Below are 22,562 nucleotides of genomic sequence, written 5' to 3'. Positions count from 1 at the left end.
CTTCAGACTTCGGCCTTGACGTTGGCAGGCATGGTCGACGCGTGTGCACTGTGCAGCGGCTTCTTGCCGGCGAGCGTACGGAGCAGCACATAGAACACCGGCGTGAGGATCAGGCCGAAACCGGTCACCCCGATCATGCCGAAGAACACGGCCACCCCCATCGCGTGACGCATTTCCGAACCGGCGCCGGACGACGTCACCAGCGGCACCACACCCATGATGAACGCGATGGACGTCATCAGAATCGGGCGCAGACGCAGACGGCTGGCTTCGATGGCGGCAGCGATCGCGGTACGTCCCTGCATTTCCAGTTCCCGCGCGAATTCCACGATCAGGATCGCGTTCTTCGCGGAAAGCCCCACCAGCACCATCAAACCGATCTGCGTGAAGATGTTGTTATCCCCTCGCGTGAGCCACACACCGAAGAGCGCCGACATGATGCTCATCGGCACGATCATGATGACGGCCAGCGGCAGCGTCAGGCTTTCGTACTGCGCGGCAAGCACCAGGAACACCAGCAGCACCGAGATCGGGAACACCCACAGCGCCGAGTCGCCCGCCATAATCTGCTGATACGCCAGGTCGGTCCATTCGAACTTCACACCGCGCGGCAGCGTTTCGGCGGCAATGCGCTCCACGGCAGCCTGTGCCTGACCCGACGAATAACCCGGGGCCGGACCGCCGTTGATGTCGGCGGCGGTGTAGCCGTTGTAGCGAACCACCATCTCCGGACCGTACGTCGGCGAGACCTTCACCAGCGACGAGAGCGGAACCATGTCGCCGTTCGCGTTACGTGTCTTGAGCAGGCCGATATCGTCGGCGTGCGCACGATACGGCGCGTCGGCCTGCACCCGGACCTGATACACGCGACCGAACTTGTTGAAGTCGTTCACGTACAGCGAGCCGAGGTAAATCTGCATGGTGTCGAACACGTCGGTGATCGGCACGCCGAGCTGCTTGGCCTTCACTCGGTCGAGATCGACGTTGAGCTGCGGCACGTTGATCTGGTACGAGGAGAATGTCGGCCCCAGTTCCTTTGTCTGCGAAGCCTTCTTGATGAACGCCTGCGTGGCGTTGTTCAGCGCCTCGTAGCCGAGTGCGCCACGGTCTTCCACTTGCAGCTTGAAGCCGCCGAGCGTACCGAGACCCAGCACCGGCGGGGGCGGGAACACGGCGATGAACGAATCCTTGTTCTTCGTGTACTCGGCGTTGAGTTTTGCAGCGATGGCCGCGGCCGAGAGCGACTTGTCCTTACGCTCGCTGAACGGTTTGAGCGTGACGAACACGATCCCCGCCGACGACGAATTGGTAAAGCCGTTGACCGAGAGCCCCGGAAAGGCGACGGCATTCTTCACGCCGGGCGTCTTGAGCGCGATATCCGACATGTCGCGAATGACCTTGTCGGTGCGGTCGAGCGACGCGCCGTTTGGCAACTGGGCGAACGCGATCAGGTATTCCTTGTCCTGCGCGGGCACGAAGCCGCCCGGCACGACCTTGCCCAGCAGTACCGTAATGCCAAGAAGCACCGCGAAGATCGCCATCATCAGGGCCTTGCGGCCGATGACGCGCGTGACACCGTGACCATATTTCTCGGAACCGCGATGAAACACACGGTTGAACACGGTGAAGAAGCCGCCCAGATAGCGGTTCATCTGACGCGTGAGCCAGTCAGGCTCGGCGTGATGGTCCTTGAGCAGCAGGGCGGCCATGGCCGGCGACAGGGTGAGCGAGTTGAAGGCGGAGATCACCGTCGAGATGGCGATGGTCATGGCGAACTGCTTGTAGAACTGTCCCGTCAGACCCGACATGAAGGCAAGCGGCACGAACACAGCCACCAGCGTGAGTGCAATCGCGATAATCGGACCGCTCACTTCCCGCATGGCCTGATACGTCGCTTCCTTCGGAGTGAGCCCCGCCGCAATGTTCCGTTCGACGTTTTCCACCACCACGATGGCATCGTCCACCACGATACCGATGGCCAGCACCATCCCGAACAGCGACAGCGCGTTGATCGAGTAGCCGAAGCCGAGCAGCAAGGCGAAGGTACCGACGATCGACACCGGCACGGCGAGCAGCGGGATGATCGAGGCGCGCCACGTTTGCAGGAACACGATCACCACGATCACCACGAGTGCGATGGCTTCGAGAAGCGTGTGCACGACCGCCTCGATCGACGAGCGAACGAACTGCGTCGGGTCATACGCGATGCGATACTCCACGCCGGGAGGCATGTCCTTTTGCAGGTCGATCATCGCGGCACGGACATCGTCCGAGATTTGCAGCGAGTTCGCCCCCGGCGACTGGTTGATACCGAGGCCGATGGCCGGCTTGTTGTCGAGCAACGAGCGCAGGCTGTACGACGAGGCGTCGAGTTGCACGCGGGCCACATCGCTCAGATGCGTGACCGCGCCGTCCGGCGAGGTCTTGAGAACGATGTCGCGGAATTCTTCTTCCGTGTTGAGGCGGCCGCGCGTATTCACGTTCAACTGCAGCGGCGTATTCGGCCCGGCAGGCGTCGCACCGATCACGCCGGCGGCCACCTGAACGTTCTGCTCGCGAATCGACTTCACCACGTCCGATGCTGTCAGACCGCGTTGCGCCACTTTGGCCGGATCGAGCCAGATACGCATGGAATAGTCGCCCGCGCCCCACATCTGCACTTCACCCACGCCTTTGATACGCGAGAGGCGATCCTTGACGTTGATGAGCGCATAGTTGCGCAGATAGGTCATGTCGTAGCGGTCGTTCGGCGAAATCAGGTGCACCACCATCGTGAGTGTGGGCGAGGACTTGATGGTCGTCACGCCAAGACGCTGCACGTCGTCCGGCAGGCGCGGCAACGCTTGCGAGACGCGGTTCTGCACGAGCTGCTGCGCCTTGTCCGGGTCGGTGCCCAGACGGAAGGTCACGGTCGTGGTGAGGTTGCCGTCGCTGTTGGCCTGCGACTGCATGTACAGCATGTTTTCCACGCCGTTGATCTGCTCTTCGAGCGGCGAAGCAACGGTCTCGGCGATCACCTTCGGGTTCGCGCCGGGGTATTGAGCGTGCACGACGACCGACGGCGGCACCACTTCCGGGTATTCCGAAATCGGCAGCTGGAACACGGCGATCAGCCCCGCCAGCAGCGTGAGGACCGAAAGCACGCCCGCAAATATAGGCCGGTCGATGAAGAATTTTGAGATGTTCATGACGAAACTCTGGGGTGTCGTTCAGCGTGCAATGTTGCTGTGTGCCTGCACGCGCATTTGGAGCATCGGGCCCATGGTGGCCATGACGTCCGTCACGACGCTCACGAGCGCGGCGCGGTGGTTGCCGCGGCGACCGATTGCGTCTTGCTGCCGTTTTGCGAAGTTTTTTGCGTGGCGCCCGTATCCCTGGCATTGCTCGCAGCCGGGGCGGTAGCCGGGGCCTTGGGCGCGTCGCCGGCGCCCGTGGCACCTGTAGCTTCTGTAGCTCCTGTAGCGGCCATGGCCGTCGGAGCCACGTCGTGCGTATCCCCCGTGTCACCGGCCATCTTCACGACCTTCGGCGCGACGGCGTCGCCCGGACGCACGCGTTGCAGACCGTTCACGATGATGCGTTCGCCGTCTTTCAGCCCGCCAGTGATTTCCACCAGCGCGCCGTGGCGCTCGCCGAGCTGAACTTCGCGGTACTGCGCCTTGTTCGCCGTGTCCACCACCATCACGAACTTCTTGCTCTGGTCGGTGCCGACGGCGGCTTCGTCGACGAGCAGCGCGGGGTGGGGCTCGCCGCCGCCGACACGAATACGGGCATACAGGCCGGGTACGAGGGCGCCGTCGGCGTTGTCGAAGCGCGCGCGAACGCGGATCGTGCCCGACGTGGTGTCGAAGCGGTTGTCCACCGAGTACACCGTGCCCTTGCGCGAGTAGCCCGATTCGTTGGCAAGGCCGAGATCGACCGGCACGCCGCCCGGTTTGGCGGTGTCCCTCGACAGGTAACGGAGGTACGTTTGCTCGTCGACGTCGAACGCGGCGTAGATCGGTGAGACCGACACCACCGTGGTGAGCGCAGGCGACTGGGCGCCGGCCGACACCGTATTGCCGACGGTGATCTCCGCGCGCGAGACGCGACCGGCGACCGGTGCCACGATTTGCGTGTAGCCGAGGTTGATACGGGCGGTCTCGAGCGCGGCCTGCGCTGCCTTCACGTTCGCAGCGGCCTCGCGTGCCGCGTTTTCCTTCTGATCGAAGTCCTTCTTCGCGATGGCGTTATCCGCGATCAGGCGCTGCGCACGCGCCAGATCGGTGCTGGTGAAGACGTCGCGGGCCTTGGCCGACGCGAGCTGTGCGGCGGCGCGGTCGACCTCGGCGGCGTACGGACGCGGATCGATCGTGAAAAGGGCGTCGCCCTTTTTCACGAGTTGGCCGTCCCTGAAATGCACGGCGGTGATGGTGCCCGACACGAGCGGCTTGATATCGACCCGGTCGATGGCATCGAGCCGGCCCGAATAGCTCTGCCAGTCGGTTACGGTGCGAGACAGGACGTTGGCGACATCCACTTCCACAGTGGGCATTACCTGGGCGGCGGGCGTGCTGGCGTCCACGCGCACGACGGTGAGCGTGCCGATGGCCAGGAGCGCGGCCGTGGCGGCAGCGGCAATGAGTACAGGTTTGCGAGCGAGGGTGGTCATTATTCAAATCTCCGGGATCGGATGGACTCACTGGGTAGAGCCGGTAACAGGCGGGGCCAGCCGGCGTGTCAGGAATGTGGCCACTTCCCGCAGCGCCGCGGGCAGGGCGGCCAGGCCGTAATGGGAAGCGCTGCGATGGCGCGTGACTTCTGTGGGCACGCCGGCCGCAATGAGTTCGGCAGCGTATTTTTCGGCTTCGACGTGCAACAGGTCATGTTCGGCGGAGGCGATCAACGTGGGCGGCAGGCCCGCGAGACGGCGCGATTCGAGCGGTGCCGCGTAGGGGTGCAGCCGCTGTGTGGCATGGGGCAGATACGCGCGATAGCAACGGGCGCACTCGTTGGCTTCGATGTCGCTGGGCGTGCGGCCATCAGCCAGACGCGTCATGCTGGGATCGAGCAGTGGCGCGAGCAGCGCCTGGGCCGACACGGCGATTTCGCCCCGGTCGCGGGCGATCATCGTGAGGGCGGCTGCGATGTTGCCGCCCGCGTCGTGGCCGACGACAGCCAGACGGCGTGCGCTCGCCCCGTAACGGCGCGCATGGCGTTGCAGCCAGAGTGCAGCGCACCATGCGTCTTCGGGCGCGGCGGGAAACGGATGTTCGGGCGCGAGCGAGTAGGCGACCGATACCACCAGCGCCGGGACCTTCGATGCGAGGTAACGCGCGGCCGCGTCGCCGTCGTCGAGCGAGCCCTTGCAGAAGCCGCCGCCGTGGAAATACAGCACGGCGGGCAGGTGCGCTTCGAGCGGCACCACGACGCCCGGCTGGCCGGCGTGTTCGGTGGCCGCGCCTGGCGAACCCAGGCCGACCGGCCGGTACAGGCGCAGCGTGACCGGGGCGACGTGGCCCGGGATGCTCACCTCTTCGATGCGCAGTCCGTCGTCGGTGCGGGCGCTGCGCTCGGCAGATCCCGGCTTTCCCGCTGGGCCCGGCTTCGACTTGGCGTTGGCTGACATATGGCTTTGGGTTCGCGCGAGCGATACCCCTCTGATGACGTTCGATGGAGCGAAGTCTAGAGGCCACGGACATTGGGATAAACGCCTATAATTTGGCAACACTGTTCGGCCAACTCGACTAATCGGTCTCAGCCTTGTGGGCATTGGCTTATGCCGTCGACCAATAAGCTTATGCGGTTGCGACGGGAGCGAAATTACCGGACCGGCCAGTGCAACAGTGCTTTCAATGGGGAAATATCATGGATCGCTTGCAAGCGATGCAGGTCTTTACGCGAGTGGTCGAGGCGAACAGCTTCTCGCGTGCCGCCGACAACCTCGGGTTGCCGCGCACCTCGGTGACCACGATCATTCAGAATCTCGAGTCGCATCTGGGCACGCGTTTGCTTCAGCGCACGACCCGGCGACTCAATCTCACGCCGGACGGCGCGGCATACTACGAGCGATGCCTGCGCATTCTCGCGGACATCGAGGAGACGGAGTCGTCGTTTCGCGAGAGCAGCCAGCGCGTGCGTGGCAAGTTGCGCATCGACATGCCGGGCTCGCTGGGCAAGCTCGTGGTGCTGCCGTCGTTGTGCGAGTTTCACGACCGCTATCCGGAAATCGAACTGATGGTCGGCATGGGCGACAAGCCCGTCGACCTGATTCAGGAAGGGGTCGATTGCGTGTTGCGCGTGGGCACGCTTCAGGATTCGAGCCTCGTGGCCCGGCGGGTCGGCATGTTTCAGAGTCTGACGTGTGCGTCGCCCGCTTATCTGGAGCGTATGGGCATGCCCCACACGCTCGACGATCTGCAACGGCACACCGCGGTGCATTACTTCTCCAGCCGCACCGGCCGCGTCATCGAAGAGCAGTTCGTGGTCGACGGCAAGGAAGTCGAAATCCACATGCAGGGCTCGGTTGCGGTCAACGATGCCGAGGCGTATCTCCAGCTCGGGTTGTCGGGCTTCGGCACCGTGCAGCTCGCGCGCTTCATGGCGTTGCCGTACTTGCAATCGGGGCAGCTGGTGGAGATTCTCCATCAGTGGAAACCGCCGCCCATGCCGATTTCGGCGGTGTATCCGCATAACCGTCATTTGTCTCCCAAAGTTCGTGTATTTGTCGATTTCATCGCCGAAATCTTCGAGCGCTGCCCGTTGTTGCAGGGGCTCGACGAGACCGCAGGCCAATGCAAGCCGACCGTGGCGGCGGCCGATGCCGACGGCGAACGACGCTGGGCGACTTACGGCACGGAGATGGCGCCCCAGGAAGTGGTGGTTTGAGCGATTTCTGCGCGCGTGTGAAAAGGCCCAATGGAAAAATTGGGCGCTTTCACCGCGAGCAAAAAGGGGGCGGTTCTCATCCGCTTCCCGCCAAATCCCACCATGACCGTATCGGCATCCGAGCGTCCGCCCCTCCCCCATTCCCTTCTCCAGGCTTGTCCGGATACCACCGGCGGCGCTGATTTTCATCACGGTACCTGCCCGTTGACGGCATCGAACCCGCTGCCGTGCGAGGAGATGCGATGATCTCCGGGGCCATTCACGCGCTAAGAAGCGCGCTCAGCCCGTGCCGGAATCTCGAATCGCCCTCTGCCCATCTGACGCGGGCGATGCAGACATTGCAGGACCGGCTGCAAACCTGCGCGCCGGGGTCGGCCGAGCTCACCCGGGCAATCGAGCGGGTCGAGGCCGCATTCACGAGGAGCGACGGCTGGCGGTTCATCAAGCGCTGTTTCGAGCGGGACGTCGATCGCGACGCCTTCGTGCGGCGGCTCTTGCTCAGCCACCTGTCGACCACGCCGACCGGCCTCGAACACGTGCGTCACGCGGTGTCGGAAGCGCGACTCGACGCTTACGCCACGCAGCTCACGCGTACCCTGCGACCGCACATTCGCGCGGAAATCGTCAATCGCTGGTCGCAGCCCGACGATACGGGACTGCATGTGACACAGGGTAAGTTCATTGCCGTGGGTGTTCCCGGGACCGATCTACGTCTTTCGCTGATGGACGGCGGGTTCTCGTTCGGCGGTCTGAATCTCACGCAGACCGAGGCCACGCAATTGCTGCTGGCGCACCCCGAGGGGACTCCACCCGGCACGACGCTGCTGGACGTGATGCCGGACCTCACGGAGGACCATCCCGTCGCGAATTTCCGCATCGTCGGTGCCGCCATCGGGGCGGATGGCAGCCTGCTGCCCGGACTGGATCGGGATGCCGTGCATGCGGTTGCCGCGGCCGCGCATGACGCGCTCGCACGTGTGAGCGGTGTGTTGGCGGAGAGAGAGCCGTTGGCGCGATTTTTCGAATGGATGGGCGACGACCGGCGCACCGCGCAGTCCCGCCAGATCATCGCGACGATCCACTCGGCGATGTCTGCGCCGGAGAACGGGGGGGCGGACGAGATTGCCCGCGAAGGGCCGGCGACACTCGACGACGTTCGTCGATTCAATGACGTGCGGGCGGGCGAAAACCGGCAGCGGGCGGCATTTCACTACGCGCGCGCGGCGCAGCCGCGCCAGGCTGCCGCGCAGTATCTGGAATCCGCCAGGATTTTTGCTGCGGCCGGCGACCGTGCGATGGCAGCCGGAAATTATGCGAACGCTGCCGAGAGACTGGCCACTTGCGATCCGTTTTCGGCGATGGCGGATGTCCTGGCCGACGCGATCAACGTTTATGGCAACGATTTCCGCGCCGTGAGCATGATCGGCTCGCGCTGTGCCGACGTGTTCGCCGGGCGCGGACTTCATATCAGCGCCGCCATGGTGCACGAACTCGTGTTCGTGCGTCTGGGCATGCTCAGACGCGGCGCGGGCGCCGATGCGCGGGCCATTGCGGCGCTTGAAGCGTCGCATATGGCAAAGGCGCAGGCGCACTTCGCGGACGTGGGGCTGGCCGCGTCGGACATGAACGTTGCGTCCCTGATCCGGTCCGCCATCGATGCGAGGCTCGATCGATTCGATGCGCAGGAGGGCCTCAGGGGAGACGGGTACACCATCCTGTTCGAAGAGCACAGCGACATGATTTCGGCGGAGGAATTCGACAGGAACGCGCCCACAGAGTGGGTGCTGCTGCGCAGAGGCGAGGCCACGGCGCGCCATCAGATCTTCGAACTGGTGACGAGCGCCACGAGAGCTCGGCTCATGGCGAGCGGCAGTCGTCACCCCTATCTTCAGCAGCCATTGCGCGCGTCGGACTTCATCGAGGGTACCGATGCACTCGACATGTTGACGGCGACCGTGCACAAAGCGTCGCCTGAGCGATTTGTGCATGCCCGGGAAATCGCGTAGTGGGACACTGGGACATCGCTATCCCGAACTTGGAGTTCTGCGGGCGCGTCGGCTGTACGGCGTCCCATTGCGGCGGATCGACGATCGGGAAATACGCGCCATGGCGTTATCGCCAACCGGGACGCGGAAGTGCGCGGTTTCTCCGTTCGTTGATGTCGGCGATTCCGAAACGCGGCTGCCCAAGGTCTGGCTACCCGCCGGCGTCGTCGCGTCATCAGAGAGGGACAATGATTGCCATTACGACCGGTTCACGGGCCGGCGCAGCGATGCTCGCCGCGAGCGACGCTGCGCCGGGCGAGCGACTAAAGGCGGCCCTACGGGAATTCGATATCGAAGTGCGCAACTGCGCGGCCGGATCCGCGCAGTTGACGCGGCTCGTCGATGGGCTGGAGCGGGAAGTGCTGCAACCGGACGTTTGGTCGTGCCTGCGGCACTGCTTCAAAGACGATGAAGTGCGTCGCCCGATCGCCGAACATCTGGTGCGCGGACATCTCGCAACATATGCGGTGGGCATCGATCATCTGAAGACCGGACCCTTGCATGAGCGGCTCGGCACCGTTGCGTCGCACGTGATCGGGATGTTGACGCAGGCGGTGCGGGACGACATCGTGGCGCGCTGGTCGAACGGCGGCGCGACGTCGCTGCGTCTCACCGACCGGCAGTACCTCTGCGTGGACATTCCCGATACCGGCTTTCGGTGCGCGTTGATCGGGAATGCCTTTGGAAAAAGCGGGCTCTGCCTCACGCAGCGCGAAGCAACGTCGCTGCTGCTCGCGCAGCTGGACGGCGAACCGATGACGGTATTGCGGGCCATGTCGCGGGTTGCCGCACGTAACCCCGTGAGCGCCGGCCAGTTGTTGCATGCGGCGATCGGTCCGGACGGCAGCCTGCTGCCCGAACTGGACCCCGCCGAAGTGTGCACGCTCGCGGCGTCTGTGCTGGACATGCTCGGGCCCAATGGCAAAAGCGTGGCGTTTCGCGAGCCGTTCGCCAGATTTTTCGCCTGGCGCAAGGACGACGGGCGCGCGGCCGAACTGCGCAAGGAAATGGCGCATATTCTGTCCAGACAATTGCCCGATCTCCCGTCTCGCGCCATCGCGCTGCGCGACGGGCAGTTCCTGGCGCTGTGCGAGATGCGAACGGCGCATTGGACCAACGTCGGCATACAGCACGCGCTTTCCGCGCTGCATTTCCGGGACGGCCACCTGCCGCGGCAATCCGCGATCCAGTACCTGCGCGCCGGTGTTTGTTTATGTGCCGCGGGCGACGCCGAGATCGCCGATGAACTCATGATCCGCGGCGAAGCGCAACTGTTGCGTGTACTCGCGGACATGCGCTTGACGCAGATTCAGGACCTTGTAATGGAGACGCTCGATATTTGCGGCACCGACTATGCCGCCATCGAACGGATCGTCCGGTTCTGCGCGACGGCGTTTGCGCGTCAAGGACGGCTTCTCAGCGCATCGCACACGCACGAGGTGGCCGCCGCGTGCCTGCCGGCCACGCTGGGATCGGCCATCGATGCGAGCGCGCTGGCCATGCAAAGGGCACGGGCGCGCCATCGCGACGAGGCGCAGCGTTATCGTGGCCAGATCGGCGTGACGCCGAACCGCCATGATGTTCAGGCAAGGATCCGCTCGATCGTGTACGCGAGCCTGCATCCGTGGGGGCCGACCCGGGCGTTCGGACCGAACCATGTCATCCGGTTCGAAGCGGCGCAGGCGATGCACCCGAACGAGCCGCCCGATGCCGAATGGATGTTGTTGTCCGTGCCCGAGGAGGGGGTACATGACGCCGTGTATCACGTCGTCAGCGAAAGCGGAAAGCGGGAATTGCTGGCACAGGGCACACGGCATCCGGAGCGGGACCGGCCGCTCGATGAGTCGGATTTCGTCGAAGGTACGGAGGCGCTCGAACTGCTCTGGTCGGCGCGCCCGGCACGAACGTCTGCATGACGGCACGCGGTCAGATGAACTGCCGCCGAATCGAATGGCGGCCGAATGAAGCCGGGAGCCGGGGAGGCTCCCGGGCGCGGGTCAGCGGCCGCCGGCCTCGGCAACGCGCTGCGCGATATGCGCCAGCGCTTCGTCGACCTGGTCGATGAGAATCAGGCACAGGTCGCCGGGTTGCAGGCGGGCGAGTGCCGTGTCGATGGCGACGAACTCGCCGTTGATCTCGTCGATATGACTCGTGCGGCGTGCCCCCGCCAGACCGTCGCGCAACAGCTTGATCACTTCACCGTCTTCACGGCCACGCTGACATTGATCCTGATAGAGCAGCACGTCGTCGAAGGCGTCGCCCAGGATCTCGGTCTGGCGGCGAATGTCTTCGTCGCGCCGGTCGCCCGCCCCCGAAATCACCACCGAGCGGCGACGCGCGGGCATGGTCTCGACGGCCTGCGTGAGCGCCGCAATGGCGTCCGGGTTATGGCCGTAATCGGCGATCAGCGTGGCGCCCTTGTAATCGAAGACGTTGAAGCGGCCCGGCGCGGTGCCGGCGTCGTTCACGAACGTCGCCAGTCCGGCACGAATCGTCACCGGATCGATGGCCAGTGCCCAGGCAGCGCCGATCGCCGCCATCGCGTTCTCGACCTGGAAGCCGATCGCGCCATTGCGCGTGAGCGGAATCGCCGCCATCGCATAGCGCGTTTGCTCGCTGCCGTGCGCCGTGACGATATGGCCGCCGTCGACATAGACCACGCGCTTGCCCTTGGCGCGATGCGTGGCGAGTACCGGGTGTGCGGCGTCCGTGGCGAAATACGTCACGTCACCCGGGCATGCGTCGGCCATGCGCGCGACCATCGGGTCGGCGGCATTGAGCACCGCCATGCCGCGCGGCGACACATTGCGCACGATCACGCTCTTGAGCACCGCCAGATCTTCCACCGTGTTGATGTACGACAGACCCAAATGGTCGCCCATGCCGATGTTGGTCACCACGGCGACGTCGCAACGGTCGTAGGCGAGACCTTCGCGCAGCAGACCCCCGCGTGCCGTCTCGAATACGGCAGCGTCCACGTCCGGATGCATCAGCACGTTGCGCGCGCTGCGCGGGCCGCTGCAATCGCCCGTGTCGATACGCTGGCCGCTGATATAGATGCCGTCGGTACCGGTCATGCCCACACGCAGCCCTTGCTGGGCGATGAGATGGGCGATCAGGCGGACCGTGGTTGTCTTGCCGTTCGTGCCGGAGACGGCCACGAGCGGAATGCGGCCGTCGTCGCCGTCTTCGAACATGGTCGAGACGATGGCCTCGCCGACCGCGCGGCCCTTGCCGTACGACGGCTGAAGGTGCATGCGCAGGCCCGGTGCGGCGTTGACTTCCACGATGCCGCCGGCCTGGTCTTCGAACGGGCGGATGACGGTTTCGCACACGGCGTCCACGCCGGCGATGTCCAGACCGACTTGCTGCGCCGCTGCGACGGCGCGTGCCGCAATTTCCGGGTGAACGTCGTCCGTCACATCGGTGGCCGTGCCGCCGGTCGACAGATTGGCATTGTTGCGCAAGACCACACGTGCACCGGCGTCCGGCACGGAATCGGCGTTCAAGCCCTGTTTCGCCAGCGTTGCCAGCGCGATGTCGTCGAATCGAATCTTCGTGAGCGACGTGGCATGACCTTCGCCGCGGCGCGGGTCGGCGTTCACCGCCTCGACCAGTTGGCGCACGGTGTGCACGCCGTCGCCCGTCACCTGTGGCGGATCGCGGCGCGCGGCGGCGACCAGCTTGTTGCCGATGACGAGCAGGCGGAAGTCGTGCCCGGGAATGTAGCGCTCGATGATGACGTCGCGGCTGATGTCCTGCGCGGCTTCGAACGCCTTTTCGATCTCTTCGCGGGTGCGCAGACGCACGGCCACGCCCTTGCCCTGATTGCCGTCGCGCGGCTTGACCACGACCGGGGCGTCGATTTCCTGCACGAGCTTCCATGCGTCTTCGATGTCTCGTACCGTGCCGCCGAGCGGCACCGGCACACCGGCCGCGTGCAGCAGCGTCTTGGTCAGGTCCTTGTCCTGCGCAATGGACTCGGCCACGGCCGACGTACGGTCGGTCTCGGCAGCCTGGATGCGGCGTTGCTTGCTGCCCCAGCCGAATTGCACCATCGAGCCTTCGGTCAGGCGGCGATACGGAATGCCGCGGGCGAGCGCCGCGTAGACAATGGAGCCCGTCGACGGCCCGAGACGTACGTCCTCGTCCAGATCGCGCAGACGATAGAGCGCATCGGCCAGATCGAACGGGCCGTCTTCGAGCGCCGCGTGAATGAGTTGTTGTGCGAGATCGAACGCAAGACGCCCGACGGGCTCTTCGCTGTACTGCACGACCACCTGGAACGTGCCCGGCTCGATGGTCTGGGTCGTCTGGCTGAATGTCACCGGGCAGCCGGCGGCGGCTTGCAGATGCAGCGCTGTGGTCGCGAGCGCATCCGCCAGCGACACCGGACGCTCTTCGGCGTCGGGCGTGAGCGCGGGCAACTCGGGGAAGCGGGCGCGCAGACGAGCTTCGAAGCCGGCCAGATTGCCGATCGAGTATTCCAGATCGGTGCACGTCACGATGGCCTCGATGGCGGTGTGACGGCTCCAGAGGTTCGGACCGCGCAAAGCGCGGATACGGGAGACTTCCATAAATTGCAATCCCTGTCTGTCCACTTCGCGTCCCTGTGTATCGATACGGCGGTTGGTTGGCGAGAAAAACGACTGTGGCTTGGATCTTCGGTGACGGTATCTATATAGAGACGGCGGCAGGGCGTTTGCCTGCCGCCTTTTCTCCGGTTCGCTGGTGCGGCTCAGGCCGCGAGGGCCCGCATCGGCTGCCCCATCCACAAATGCACGAGATCGAGCATGGCGCCGGCGCCGCCTTCGTCGGCCTGCAACACGAGCAGATCGCCGCTCGCGAGTTGGGCCAGCGCAGCCTCGGCTGCGGCACGGCGCTCGGCGGCATCCGTGACATGGACCTTGCGCCCGGCGGCGTCGATGCCGGCACGCAATTGCGCACGCGACTGCGCCGAGGGACGCTTTTGCGAAACGCTCAGGTCGTCGCACAGCACCACGCGATCGAACGTCTGCGCAAGCAGCTTGCCTTCGGCCTGGAGGTCTTCGTCCATGCGATCGGCGCCCGGGCCGTACACCACCGTGCGGCGCTCGGCGGGCAGCACGGAGAGGGCCGCGGCCAATGCGCTCAGGGCGGGCGCGTTGTGGGCGTCGTCGACGATCACCGTCGCGCCTTGCTTCTCGAAGAGCGTGAAGCGGCCCGGCGCATCGACCTGGCCGACGTCGAACGTGGTCACGCCGGTGCGCAGAATGTCCAGTGCGACCCCCATCGACCAGGCGGCGGCCACGGCGGCCAGCACATTTTCGACCTGGAAGCCGACGCGTCCGGCATAGGTCAGCGGCATGCCGGCCGTCGCACCGATGCTCGTTTCTTCCGAACCGCTGGCGAGGATCACCTGACCATGACGCACGAAGACCGCGCGCTTGCCCGCGGCGCGATGCGCCACGATGGCGGGCAATTGCTCGTCCAGACCGAAGAAGATCACGTCGCCATCGCACAGCTCGGCCATCTCGACGACCCGCGGATCGCGGGCGTTGAGTACGGCCACGCCGTCCGGCAGCACCACGTCCACCTGGGTGCGCAGCACGCTGAACATGCGCTCGACGTCCTCGACGAAGTACTGCCCGAGATGATCCGGGCGGTCGATGTTCGTCACGATGCCGACCTGACAGCGATCGTAGGCGAGACCTTCGGACAGGATGGCGGTGCTGTCGTTTTCGAAGACGGCCGCCGTCACGCTGGCGTTCATCAGGACACGGTTCGCCGCGTCCCAGTTGGCGCAGTCGCCGCCTTGCACGAGGCGCTTGTCGAGGAACAGACCGTCGCTGCACGCGAGGCCGGTATGTTCGCCGGCCAGTTGCAGCAAGTGCGTGAGCAGGCGCGCCGTCACGGTCTTGCCGTTCGTGCCGGTGATACCGACGACCGGAATGCGGCCTGCGTCGCCGTCGGGGAACAAATGGTCGACGATGGCGCGGCCGACCGGACGCGGTGTGCCGTCGGCCGGCTTCAGGTGCATCAGCAAACCCGGACCGGCGTTGACTTCCACGATGGCGCCGCGTTGCTCGGCGAGCGGGCGGGAGATATCCTGCGCGACCAGATCGACGCCGGCGATGTCCAGACCCACGATGCGCGCGGCCAGCGACGCATGGGCGGCCACACTCGGGTGCACGCGGTCGGTCACGTCGAAGGCGACGTTGCCGTTGCGCTGAATCAGAACATTCTTGCCCACCGGCGGCACGGCATCGGCGTCGAAGCCCTGACGCCTGAGTTCGAGCCGGGCCGATGAATCGATGCGTACGCGGTTGAGCGGCTGGTCTTCGGCGCTGCCGCGACGCGGGTCGCTGTTGATTTGCAGCTCGATGAGTTCCGATATGGTGTGTTGGCCGTCGCCGACCACGGAGGCCATTTCGCCCATCGCGGCAGCCACGACGCGCCCGCCCACGACCAGCAGGCGGTGTTCGAGCCCCGGCACGAAACGCTCGACGATCACGCCGTTGCCTTCTTCGAGCGCCACGCCGAACGCGGTGGTGACTTCTTCCCGCGTGGTGAGATTGATGAACACGCCGCGACCGTGGTTGCCGTCGTATGGCTTGACGACCACCGGCAGGCCGATGTCTTCGGCAGCGTCCCAGGCATCCTCGGCGCTGTCGACCAGACGGCCTTCCGGTACGGGCACGCCGCACGATTCGAGCAGTTGCTTGGTCAGGTCCTTGTCGCGCGAAATGCTCTCGGCGATGGCGGGGGTGCGGTCGGTCTCCGCGGTCCAGATGCGACGGGCGGCGGCGCCGTAACCCAGTTGCACGAGATTGCCATCGGACAGACGCAGATGGGGAATGTCGCGGTCGTCGGCGGCGTCCACGATGCACGCCGTGCTCGGGCCGAGGCAGTGTTTATCGACCAGAGCGCGAAGTTCTTCCACGGCCGCCTCGACATCGTAGGGACGGTCTTCGATCGCCGCCATGACCAGATCGCGGGCGGCGAACAGTGCCGCGCGCGTCACGTCTTCATGCCAGGCGCGCACAATGACCTTGTAGACGCCGGAGATCGGTGTCTCGCGCGCCTTGCCGAAGCCGCCGGGCATGCCGGCGAGGTTCTGCAACTCGAGCGTGACGTGCTCGAGGATATGGCCGGGCCAGGTGCCTTCGTGCAAGCGCTGAAGGAAACCGCCGCGCTCGCCGATGCTGCAGCGATGCTCGATGAGGCTCGGCAGCCATTCGGACAGCCGTTCGGGGAAACCCGGGATCTTATTGGACGGGAACGCTTCGAGTTCGCCGATATCGACCCATGCCTCAAGCACTGGCCGATATGTCCACATATTCGGGCCGCGCAGCGACAGGACATCGAAAATCTCAATGTCTTTCTTTTTCATCTAAGGCTTTGTTTCACGCGTCAGGGCGGGTACGTAGAAGCCGGCGAGGCCGGTTTCAGACGGCACAGCCGGTCGCGCTTTTACAGTTAACTGGATGCTTAACGCAAAAAATCCGTAAACGGTTGACAGTCGCAACAATATTTCGATGCTGCACCGTGTCATGCGGGAACTCCGTGCCGCAAAAAGCGTCGCTGTGGTTATACTTGCGGCAATTTTGCGGACCTGACAGGGAAAGTCCGCGTCGATTTTTCTCCGTTTGCCTCGATGTCCGCCCCTTGAGGACACGTCTGCCGCATCAATGACCGACACCTCCGCCCAAGCGGCGTCATCCGCCGCCACCCCGAGCGCTCCGTCCGGCGCATCTTCCCTGGTTACGCCCTCGCGCAGCGCTGCCGCCGAGCCGTGGTATCCGGATCTCGCCCCCCGTCTGGCCGAGGGCGAATCCGTACTGGCCTGGCTGAACGTCGATCTGGACGCCCAACTGCACTTCGCCCGCGGCGTGGTCGTGGCGACGGAGCGCCGGATTCTCGCGCGCGAAGCGCGCCGGGACAGCGCGTCGGACACGTGGCAGTCCTGGCCGTACCGCGCGGACTTGTCGCTCTCGCATTCGGATCATGCGGGTGTCGGTGCGCTGGAGTTGTGCGATGCCAGCCGTCGGCTGGCGAGTTGGCGTTACACCCTGGGTCATAACCCGGCGGCGCTCACGCTGATGGACACGATCGTGCGGGAGCGCGATGCGCTGACGGCCGGACATGGCGCGAGCGACGTGCCGCAGGAGGCGGGCGTCTGCCCCATCTGTCAGGCGGAATTGCCCCCGGGAGCGGATGAGTGCCCTCAGTGCAACCCCGAAGTCGAGGCCCCACCGTCGACATGGGCATTGCTGCGATTGTGGCGTTTCGCCCGCCCGTATCGCTTTCAGTTGCTGGCAGGGTTTCTTCTGACGTTATGCGCCACGGGCGCCACGCTGATCCCGCCGTATCTGACGATGCCGCTCATGGACAACGTGCTCATCCCTTTCCAGAACGGCAAACCGATCGATTACCGCCTGGTGGGAATGTATCTGTCCGGCTTGCTGGGGGCCGGACTCGTGGCGTGGGTGCTCGGCTGGGCGCGCACGTATCTGCTCGCGAAGGTGTCGGAGCGCATCGGCGCCGATCTGCGCACGGCCACGTACTCGCATCTGCTGCGTCTCTCGCTGGAGTATTTCGGCGGCAAGCGCACGGGCGATCTCATGGCGCGTATCGGCTCGGAGAGCGACCGTATTTGCGTTTTCCTGTCGCTGCACCTGCTCGATTTCGCGACCGACGTGCTGATGATCGTCATGACGGCGGTCATTCTCGTGTCGATCAATCCTTGGCTGGCGGTCGTCACGCTCGTTCCGCTGCCGTTCATCGCGTGGCTGATCCATCTCGTGCGCGACCGCCTGCGTCACGGCTTCGAGAAGGTCGACCGCATCTGGTCGGAGATCACCAACGTACTGGCCGACACGATTCCGGGCATTCGCGTGGTCAAGGCCTTTGCTCAGGAAAACCGCGAAGTGGCGCGCTTCAAGGAAGCGAACCGCCACAACCTGGTCGTCAACGACCGCGTGAACAAGGTCTGGTCGCTGTTCTCGCCGACGGTCACGTTCCTCACGGAAGTCGGGTTGCTGGTCGTCTGGATCTTCGGTATCTGGCAGGTCTCGAAGCACGAAATCACCGTCGGCGTGCTCGCGGCGTTCCTCACGTACATCAGCCGTTTCTACACGCGTCTCGATTCGATGAGCCGTATCGTCTCGGTGACGCAGAAGGCCGCCGCCGGTGCCAAGCGCATCTTCGATATTCTCGATCACGTATCCAACGTGCCGGAGCCTGTCAATCCGGTGCATCTGAAAGAAGTGAAGGGCGCCATCGATTTACGTGACATCGGTTTCCGATATGGCAACCGTGCGGTCATCCGTGGCATGGACCTGCGCATCGCACCGGGCGAGATGATCGGTCTGGTCGGTCACAGCGGTTCGGGCAAGAGCACGCTGGTGAACCTGATCTGCCGCTTCTATGACGTTGTCGAAGGCTCGATCCAGATCGACGGCGTGGATATTCGCGCGCTGCCGGTGTCCGATTTCCGCCGCAATGTCGGTCTGGTGTTGCAGGAGCCGTTTCTGTTTTTCGGCACGATTGCCGAGAACATCGCCTACGGCAAGCCGCACGCCACCCGCGCCGAGATTGTCGCCGCCGCACGCGCCGCGCATGCGCACGAATTTATTCTGCGTCTGCCGCATGGCTACGATTCGCTCGTGGGTGAACGCGGACAGGCGCTCTCGGGCGGCGAGCGTCAGCGGATTTCCATCGCACGCGCGCTGCTGATCGACCCGCGAATTCTGATTCTCGACGAAGCGACGTCGTCGGTGGATACGGCGACGGAAAAGGAAATTCAGAAGGCGCTCGACAACCTCGTCAAGGGCCGTACCACGATTGCCATCGCGCACCGTCTGTCGACGCTTCGCAAGGCGGATCGTCTGGTGGTGCTCGACCGCGGCAAGATCGTCGAGGTGGGCAACCACGACGAACTGATCGCGCGCGAGGGGGCGTACTACAAGCTCTATCAGGCGCAGCAACGCAACGTCGATACCGACGTCGATGCGCTCATCGAGTCGGCCGAGGCGGCGGCAACCGTCGCTGCCGTGAGTGCCGCGCCGGCGCAGCCGCTTTCCGTCAACTGATCGTCAACCGAACCGCTCGCGAAGACACTCATGCAGATCGATTTCACCCTGTCGCGCAACGCCTTCGGACGTTTGGTGCTGACCGACGCCGAGGGCGTGGCCCACGAAGGCGTGGCGCCCGTGCGGGCATTCCCGATTGCCGCGCCCGGCGAAGGCCTGGCGCTCGTGAGCACGGAAGGGCGCGAGCTTGTCTGGCTCGATTCGCTCGACGTGCTGCCGCCCGACATGCGCACCCTTGTGCACGACGAACTCGCTGCGCGTGAGTTCATGCCGGAAGTGCTGCGGATCAAAGGCGTGTCGACGTTCGCCACACCCAGCACGTGGACCGTGGAGACCCACCGCGGCGAGGCATCGTTCGTGCTGCGCGGCGAAGAGGACATTCGCCGCCTCGGCGGCCAGACGTTGCTCATCACCGACAACCACGGCATCCATTTCCTGATTCGAGATTCGGGCACGCTGGACAAGGCCAGCCGGAAGATTCTCGACCGCTTCCTCTGACGTCTTCCGAGCGCTTCTTGCGCGATTCGGGTTACCGCACTTCGCCGTACCTCCCGGCGCTGGTAAAATCGCTGCTTTTGATTTTGCGGTGATGCCGATGTGGTTCAAGAATCTTCAGTTGCACCGAATTCCTGCCGGTTGGTCCATGAGCGTCGCGCAAATGGAAGAGGCGCTCGAAAAGCACGCCTTCCGCGAGGGCGGCAGCCTTGAGATGCAGGTGCAGGGCTGGGCGCCGCCGCGCGAAGGCGGCGAACTCGTGCATAGCATCAATCGTCAGTTCCTGTTGGCCTATCGCGCCGAAAAGAAACTGCTGCCGGCGACGGTCGTCAACCAGGTGACGCGCGCCAAGGCCGCCGAGCTGGAAGAACAGCAGGGCTTCAAGCCCGGGCGCAAGCAGATGCGCGAGCTCAAGGAGCAGGTCACCGACGAGCTGCTGCCGCGTGCCTTCGGCATTCGTCGCGATACGCGCGTGTGGATCGATCCGGTCAACCGCTGGCTGGTCATCGATGCCGCCTCGCCGGCAAAGGCCGACGAAGTGCGCAGCCTGCTGCTCAAGACGCTGGACATCGTTCTCGAGAACGTGGAACTCAACGAAGCGCCGGTCGCCGTGATGACCTCGTGGCTCGCGGGCAACGATGCACCGGCCGGCTTTACCGTCGATCAGGACGTGGAACTGCGCTCGAACACCGATGAGAAGGCGGCCGTGCGTTACGTGGCTCACCCGCTCGACGGCGCGGACGTACGTCAGCACATCGAAGCCGGAAAGCGCTGCACGAAGCTGGCGATGACCTGGAACGACCGCATCTCGTTCGTGCTGACCGACGCGTTCATCATCAAGCGTGTCACGCCGCTGGACATCATCAAGGAAGCGGCCGATCCGACCGCGGACGGCGAGGCGGAGAAGTTCGATGCCGACGTTGCCCTCATGACTGGCGAACTCGCCCGCATGCTAGACGACCTGGTCGAAGCCGTGGGCGGTGAGCGCCAGATGGACAAGGCGGCCTGAGCGTCGGCCGCCCAGACCGGGAAGAAATGGCGCCGCGATACCCGATGGGTGTCGCGGCGTTTTTCATTGCGCCTGGCGCTGGCGCGTCTCAATCCAGCGGCCAGCGCCAGGCCGTGCGCAGGCGGTCCCTGACAAATTCCACGAACACGCGGGTTCGCGGCGCCTGATGGCGGCTGTGCGGATATACGGCATGCAGCGGCGAGGCCGGGATCCGAAGCGCAGGCAACACGCGCAGCAGCCGCCCGGCGCGAATATCGTCGCCCACATCCCAGATCGACTTCTGCGTAATGCCCGCGCCATGCAACGCCAGCTCATGGGCGGTGTCGCCGTCGTCCACGACATAGGTGTCGGCAACTTGCACGCGAAATGTCTCGGTATCCGACACGAAACGCCAATCGCCATGGGGCGAATTGCCGAACAGAATGCAGTCGTGTCTTCGCAGTTCGCCCACGTCCGAGGGGGTACCGCGTTGCGCCAGATAGTCCGGCGAGGCGACCAATACCCGGTAATTCGGCGCGAGTTCCTGTGCGACGAGACTGGAGTCGGGCAGGGTGCCCACGCGGATGGCGACGTCGACGCCGTGTGCGACCAGATCGACCCATAGGTCGCTCAGCGACAAATGGACCTTGACGTCGGGATGCCGCTTGCGAAACTCCACGAGCAGCGGCGTCAGGTGCCGCCGCCCGAACGCACGCGGCGCACTGATACGCAGCACGCCGCCAACGGTGCCCGCCTGCCGCGTCATGAGCCGTTCCGTTTCCGCGATCTCCGCGAGAATCCGTTGGCAGCAGGCATGAAAGACCTGGCCTTCCTCCGTGAGCGCCTGCCTGCGCGTTGTGCGATTGAGCAGGCGAACCCCGAGACGTTGCTCCAGCAGCCCAAGCCGCTTGCTCACGACGGCCAGGGACAGACCGAGTTCGCGCGCCGCTGCCGACATGCTGCCGGTGCCGACTATGCGGTCGAAAAGTGTGAGATCCAGCGTCTGGTCGATCATCGCGGCGCCATTCTCAATGAAGTGAAGAGAGTCATTCCGTTTTTCGACGGATTATCGTCTGAGTGGATGAGGATCACAATGGCTTCATGACATCCGTCATCGATGTCGCAATTCCGTTACCTCATTCTTTTTTCGGGAGTCTCATCATGTTCGATTTCAAAGGGCAGCGCGTACTCGTGATCGGTGGCAGTTCAGGCATCGGTCGCGCCGCTGCACAGGCGTTCGCCAAGGCGGGGGCCGCGGTGACAATCGCCTCGCGCAGCCAGACGAAGCTCGACGACGTGCTCGCCACCATTGGCAGCACCGCGCGTGCCGTCGTGCTCGATACCGGCGACGTGGCGGCCGTCGAGCGCTTCTTCGCGGATCACGCGCCTTGGCAGCACGTTGTGATCTCCGCCGCGCAAACACCGACCGGGCAGGTTCGCAGGCTCTCGCTCGACGATGCCCACGCCGCCTTCGACAGCAAGTTCTGGGGTACCTACCACGTTGCCAAATTCGCGCGCATCGAGGACGGCGGCTCACTCACGTGACGTCGGGCTATCTGAGCGTGCGGCCCAATACGTCGTCGGTCGTGCAGGGCGCGATCAATGCCGCCGTCGAAGCACTGGGCCGTGGGCTGGCGCTCGAACTCTCGCCGGTGCGTGTCAACACGGTGTCGCCGGGGCTGACCGTCACGCCGCTTTGGAACAAACTCCCGGAGGCGGACCGGGAGGCGATGTACCGCAATGCAGCAGAACGCCTCCCCGCGCGGCGTGTCGTGGCAGCAGAAGACGTCGCCAACACGATCCTTTATCTTGCCGGAACACCGAGCGCCACCGGCTCGACCGTGCTGATCGACGCGGGCGGCGCCATCGCCTGACCGGGGTCGGCGGCGCGCCGGATTGCTGCATTGCCGCATCGGGCAGGTCCTGATCTTGCGTCGATTTTGCCGTCACGCAAACGCGGTATACCCGGATCACTTTCGGGTACCTATTTCGATAGGGATTGCCTAGAATGAAAACGTGCCATCCCGCCATTTCGAAGTTAGGAGGCCGCTATGCTCACAGGGAGCTTGATTGGGATGTTGGTGATTGCGCTGG

The 22,562-nt window shown here is 64.7% G+C and carries 12 protein-coding genes and 1 pseudogene; 7 read left to right on the top strand and 6 right to left on the bottom strand.

The window, feature by feature from the left end:
* Positions 1–2: 2 nt before the first annotated feature.
* From AB870_RS12530 to AB870_RS12520, 3 genes are all read right to left on the bottom strand, one after another.
* Positions 3–3,188, bottom strand: a complete 3,186-nt coding sequence (locus tag AB870_RS12530) for an efflux RND transporter permease subunit (RefSeq protein ID WP_047904975.1) — start codon at positions 3,186–3,188, stop codon at positions 3–5.
* A 101-nt stretch (positions 3,189–3,289) separates the two neighbouring features.
* Positions 3,290–4,651 carry an efflux RND transporter periplasmic adaptor subunit gene (locus tag AB870_RS12525; protein WP_084663653.1) on the bottom strand — a complete coding sequence of 454 codons (1,362 nt, stop codon included), beginning with the start codon at positions 4,649–4,651 and terminating at the stop codon, positions 3,290–3,292.
* 27 nt (positions 4,652–4,678) lie between these two features.
* Positions 4,679–5,608 (bottom strand): alpha/beta hydrolase, encoded by a 930-nt coding sequence (locus AB870_RS12520; protein WP_047904974.1) that lies wholly within the window; start codon positions 5,606–5,608, stop codon positions 4,679–4,681.
* A gap of 239 nt (positions 5,609–5,847) precedes the next feature.
* Between AB870_RS12520 and AB870_RS12515 the strand changes: the two genes are divergently transcribed.
* From AB870_RS12515 to AB870_RS12505, 3 genes are all read left to right on the top strand, one after another.
* Positions 5,848–6,867 carry a LysR family transcriptional regulator gene (locus AB870_RS12515; protein WP_047904973.1) on the top strand — a complete coding sequence of 340 codons (1,020 nt, stop codon included), beginning with the start codon at positions 5,848–5,850 and terminating at the stop codon, positions 6,865–6,867.
* Positions 6,868–7,109: 242 nt separating this feature from the next.
* Positions 7,110–8,873 (top strand): hypothetical protein, encoded by a 1,764-nt coding sequence (locus AB870_RS12510; protein ID WP_157112308.1) that lies wholly within the window; start codon positions 7,110–7,112, stop codon positions 8,871–8,873.
* 227 nt (positions 8,874–9,100) lie between these two features.
* Positions 9,101–10,828, top strand: a complete 1,728-nt coding sequence (locus AB870_RS12505) for a hypothetical protein (RefSeq protein WP_047904971.1) — start codon at positions 9,101–9,103, stop codon at positions 10,826–10,828.
* Positions 10,829–10,909: 81 nt separating this feature from the next.
* Here AB870_RS12505 and cphA (AB870_RS12500) read toward each other — a convergent pair whose 3' ends face one another.
* The gene (cphA, locus tag AB870_RS12500) at positions 10,910–13,489 is read right to left on the bottom strand and encodes a cyanophycin synthetase (RefSeq protein WP_047904970.1); all 2,580 of its coding nucleotides are present in this window, start codon (positions 13,487–13,489) and stop codon (positions 10,910–10,912) included.
* Between the two features lie 161 nt (positions 13,490–13,650).
* Complete coding sequence (cphA, locus tag AB870_RS12495; RefSeq protein WP_047904969.1) at positions 13,651–16,284, bottom strand: cyanophycin synthetase; 2,634 nt, start codon at positions 16,282–16,284, stop codon at positions 13,651–13,653.
* A gap of 298 nt (positions 16,285–16,582) precedes the next feature.
* Between cphA (AB870_RS12495) and AB870_RS12490 the strand changes: the two genes are divergently transcribed.
* The 3 genes from AB870_RS12490 to AB870_RS12480 all read left to right on the top strand — a co-directional run bounded on the left by AB870_RS12490 (position 16,583) and on the right by AB870_RS12480 (position 20,489).
* Complete coding sequence (locus tag AB870_RS12490) at positions 16,583–18,985, top strand: cyanophycin metabolism-associated ABC transporter (protein ID WP_047904968.1); 2,403 nt, start codon at positions 16,583–16,585, stop codon at positions 18,983–18,985.
* 30 nt (positions 18,986–19,015) lie between these two features.
* The gene (locus AB870_RS12485; RefSeq protein WP_047904967.1) at positions 19,016–19,483 is read left to right on the top strand and encodes a cyanophycin metabolism-associated DUF1854 family protein; all 468 of its coding nucleotides are present in this window, start codon (positions 19,016–19,018) and stop codon (positions 19,481–19,483) included.
* Between the two features lie 97 nt (positions 19,484–19,580).
* Positions 19,581–20,489, top strand: coding sequence for a recombination-associated protein RdgC (locus tag AB870_RS12480; RefSeq protein WP_047908142.1), 909 nt, complete (start codon positions 19,581–19,583; stop codon positions 20,487–20,489).
* Between the two features lie 88 nt (positions 20,490–20,577).
* On the opposite strand, the gene AB870_RS12475 is transcribed toward AB870_RS12480, so the two are convergent.
* On the bottom strand, positions 20,578–21,483 hold the full coding sequence (locus tag AB870_RS12475; protein ID WP_047904966.1) for a LysR family transcriptional regulator: 906 nt from the start codon (positions 21,481–21,483) through the stop codon (positions 20,578–20,580).
* A gap of 146 nt (positions 21,484–21,629) precedes the next feature.
* Here AB870_RS12475 and AB870_RS12470 point away from each other — a divergent pair.
* Positions 21,630–22,342: pseudogene (locus AB870_RS12470) on the top strand (SDR family oxidoreductase).
* The last annotated feature ends 220 nt before the right edge of the window (positions 22,343–22,562 follow it).

The organism is Pandoraea faecigallinarum (assembly GCF_001029105.3).
GTDB lineage: Bacteria > Pseudomonadota > Gammaproteobacteria > Burkholderiales > Burkholderiaceae > Pandoraea > Pandoraea faecigallinarum.
This window is presented reverse-complemented; position numbering and strand designations above follow the sequence as displayed.

Excerpts from the sequence above, each read along its gene's own strand:
- AB870_RS12530 (WP_047904975.1), bottom strand. The coding sequence starts at position 3,188 with ATGAACATCTCAAAATTCTTCATCGACCGGCCTATATTTGCGGGCGTG.
- AB870_RS12525 (WP_084663653.1), bottom strand. The coding sequence starts at position 4,651 with ATGACCACCCTCGCTCGCAAACCTGTACTCATTGCCGCTGCCGCCACG.
- AB870_RS12520 (WP_047904974.1), bottom strand. The coding sequence starts at position 5,608 with ATGTCAGCCAACGCCAAGTCGAAGCCGGGCCCAGCGGGAAAGCCGGGA.
- AB870_RS12515 (WP_047904973.1), top strand. The coding sequence starts at position 5,848 with ATGGATCGCTTGCAAGCGATGCAGGTCTTTACGCGAGTGGTCGAGGCG.
- AB870_RS12510 (WP_157112308.1), top strand. The coding sequence starts at position 7,110 with ATGATCTCCGGGGCCATTCACGCGCTAAGAAGCGCGCTCAGCCCGTGC.
- AB870_RS12505 (WP_047904971.1), top strand. The coding sequence starts at position 9,101 with ATGATTGCCATTACGACCGGTTCACGGGCCGGCGCAGCGATGCTCGCC.
- cphA (WP_047904970.1), bottom strand. The coding sequence starts at position 13,489 with ATGGAAGTCTCCCGTATCCGCGCTTTGCGCGGTCCGAACCTCTGGAGC.
- cphA (WP_047904969.1), bottom strand. The coding sequence starts at position 16,284 with ATGAAAAAGAAAGACATTGAGATTTTCGATGTCCTGTCGCTGCGCGGC.
- AB870_RS12490 (WP_047904968.1), top strand. The coding sequence starts at position 16,583 with ATGACCGACACCTCCGCCCAAGCGGCGTCATCCGCCGCCACCCCGAGC.
- AB870_RS12485 (WP_047904967.1), top strand. The coding sequence starts at position 19,016 with ATGCAGATCGATTTCACCCTGTCGCGCAACGCCTTCGGACGTTTGGTG.
- AB870_RS12480 (WP_047908142.1), top strand. The coding sequence starts at position 19,581 with ATGTGGTTCAAGAATCTTCAGTTGCACCGAATTCCTGCCGGTTGGTCC.
- AB870_RS12475 (WP_047904966.1), bottom strand. The coding sequence starts at position 21,483 with ATGATCGACCAGACGCTGGATCTCACACTTTTCGACCGCATAGTCGGC.